Genomic DNA, 2,491 nt, shown 5'->3' with positions numbered 1-2,491 from the left:
AAGGATTTATCATGAATGAAAGCAGTTTAGTTACTAAAGTGTGGAATTTTGCTGAGGTGTTAAGACAAAGCGGTATGGCTTATACTGATTATGTTTCACAGCTTACTTATATGATTTTTCTTAAAATGGATTATCAGAAATTTGAAGAGGGTTATGAAGAATCCATTATACCAGATGAATACAGATGGGACAAATTAATGTCAAAAGATGGTGAGGAATTAGAAAAACATTATGCAGGCACTTTAGAAAATCTTTCAAGGCAAAAGGGTATACTTGGAGTAATATTTTCAAAGGCTCAGAATAAGATTGATACTCCTGTGCATATTAGAAAAATGGTAACTCTCATAGACGGTATTGATTGGGTATCATTAAGCATTGATGTAAAAGGTTCTATATATGAGGGGCTTTTGGAGAGAAATGCCACAGAGTCTAAGGCTGGTGCTGGACAGTATTTTACGCCTAGAGCTTTGATTAAGGCTATTGTTGAGGTGATGAGGCCTGATATAGACATGAATATAATTGATCCTGCCTGCGGTACCGGCGGATTTTTGATTGAGGCTTATGATTATATAAAAAAACATATAGGAAAAGACAAAGATAAAACTAAAAAATTAAAAGAAAATACATTATTTGGTATAGATATTACTCATATAGTTGTGAGTTTATGTGCTATGAATTTATATTTGCATGGGTTTGGAGGCTCTGAAGGAAATACCACAGTAAAACAGGGCGATTCTTTAGCTAAGAGAACAGATACATTATATAAAATGGTTCTTACAAATCCGCCTTTCGGTAAGAAAAGTGCTTTTAAAGTTTTTAGTGATGATGGGGAAGTTACAACAGAAAAAGAAGATTATATAAGAGATGATTTTTCTGTAACTACATCAAATAAACAGATAAATTTTTTACAGCATATAATGAGTATTTTGGCTATAGGCGGAAGAGCGGCAGTTGTACTTCCTGATAATGTTTTATTTGAGGGCGGGGCAGGTGAGAAGTTAAGAAGAAAGTTATTAAATAGCTGTAATTTGCATACTATATTAAGACTTCCTACAGGTATTTTTTATGCACAAGGAGTTAAGGCTAATGTTTTATTTTTTGATAAAGTGACTCCTGTAGAAGGTACTGCAGCAACTAAAAATATTTGGATTTATGATTTTAGAACTAATATTAATTTTACTTTGGTAACTAATCCTTTAACTTTTGAAGATTTAGAAGATTTTATAAAATGCTATAATGCTGATGATATTAATAAAAGAAAAGAAACTGATAGATTCAAAAAATTTTCTTATGATGAAATAATAAAAAGAGATAAAATGAATTTGGATATTTTCTGGATAAAAGATGAAACTTTAGAAGATTTAGATAATTTACCAGAACCCGATGAGCTATTAATATCTATAAAGAAAAATTTCAAAGATACTATGGATATAATAGATAGTATTGATATTTAAGCACGGGCTGCGGTAAGCAAACCTATTTTGTTTATACATTTTAATTTCTTAATCTCTTTAGAAATTTCATTTAAAGTGCTTCCCGTGGTGAATACATCATCTATTATAAGCAGATTTATTTTCTCTGAATAATCATTATAATTATTATTTACTTCAAATGCATTTTTTATCATATTCATTCTTTGAGTTTTGCTATTTAAAGAACTTAATGCTTTAGTTTCTTTTTTGCGGTATATAATATCATCTATCAATTTTATATTGAGAATTTTGGATATATTTTCTGCTATAAGCTCGCTTTGATTATATCCTCTCTCCAAAAGTCTTTTTCTTCCAAGAGGCACAAAACTAATTGCATCATAACTTTTAATATAATCTTTATAATAATAACTAAGCATAGCAGCTAAATCCCGGCATATTAAATATCTATGAGAGAACTTCATTTTATGAATCAAATCTATTGTATGATTATTATAGTAAAGCATAGACCTGCATTCATCAAAATAAAGTTCTTCATTTCTGCATATGCATATAGATGTTTCACTTTCCAAAACTTTACCGCATTTGCTGCATCTTATATATTCATCTTTATGTATATAATCCAAATTTTTATTTATGCAGTCGATACAAATATAATTCATATTTTCGCTTTGCATCAAATCACCGCATATTATACAGTGATTAGGAAATATTAAAGATAATATATTATTAACGAAATGCTTATAAAGTTTCACTTATTTTATGATATTAAGCTTTTATTTTACCTGTATCATAGGAGTAACGCCTGAACCTGAAACCTGAGGCATTTTACCGTCCCATTTTTCTATATACATTCTCTGTATTAAAAGAGGAGTTAAAGATTCCTGCATTATTCTGTTGGCTTCCGCTATACCTTTAGCTTTTGTAATTTCTGCTTCTGCCTCATATTTTACTTTTTCCAAATCATTTTGAGCTGTTAATGCATTTTGAGCGGCTATTAATTTTCTCTCTATTGCCTGATCGAATTCATCAGAGAAATCATGTTCTATTATAGAGCAGGC

General features: G+C 29.9%; 2 protein-coding genes and 1 pseudogene. 1 reads left to right on the top strand and 2 read right to left on the bottom strand.

Annotation, left to right across the window (positions count from 1 at the left end; all coding sequences use genetic code 11):
* The coding region (locus Q1J76_RS08365; protein ID WP_300377971.1) for a class I SAM-dependent DNA methyltransferase at positions 1–1,454 on the top strand (1,454 nt) is incomplete at its 5' end.
* On the opposite strand, the gene Q1J76_RS08360 is transcribed toward Q1J76_RS08365, so the two are convergent.
* Together Q1J76_RS08360 and Q1J76_RS08355 are read right to left on the bottom strand one after the other, a co-directional pair.
* On the bottom strand, positions 1,451–2,185 hold the full coding sequence (locus Q1J76_RS08360; protein ID WP_300377968.1) for a ComF family protein: 735 nt from the start codon (positions 2,183–2,185) through the stop codon (positions 1,451–1,453). The genes Q1J76_RS08365 and Q1J76_RS08360 overlap by 4 nt on opposite strands.
* A gap of 21 nt (positions 2,186–2,206) precedes the next feature.
* Positions 2,207–2,491, bottom strand: a pseudogene (locus Q1J76_RS08355) (prohibitin family protein); the annotation flags it as partial.

The organism is Brachyspira sp., assembly GCF_029258575.1.
Classification (GTDB): domain Bacteria; phylum Spirochaetota; class Brachyspiria; order Brachyspirales; family Brachyspiraceae; genus Brachyspira.
This window is presented reverse-complemented; position numbering and strand designations above follow the sequence as displayed.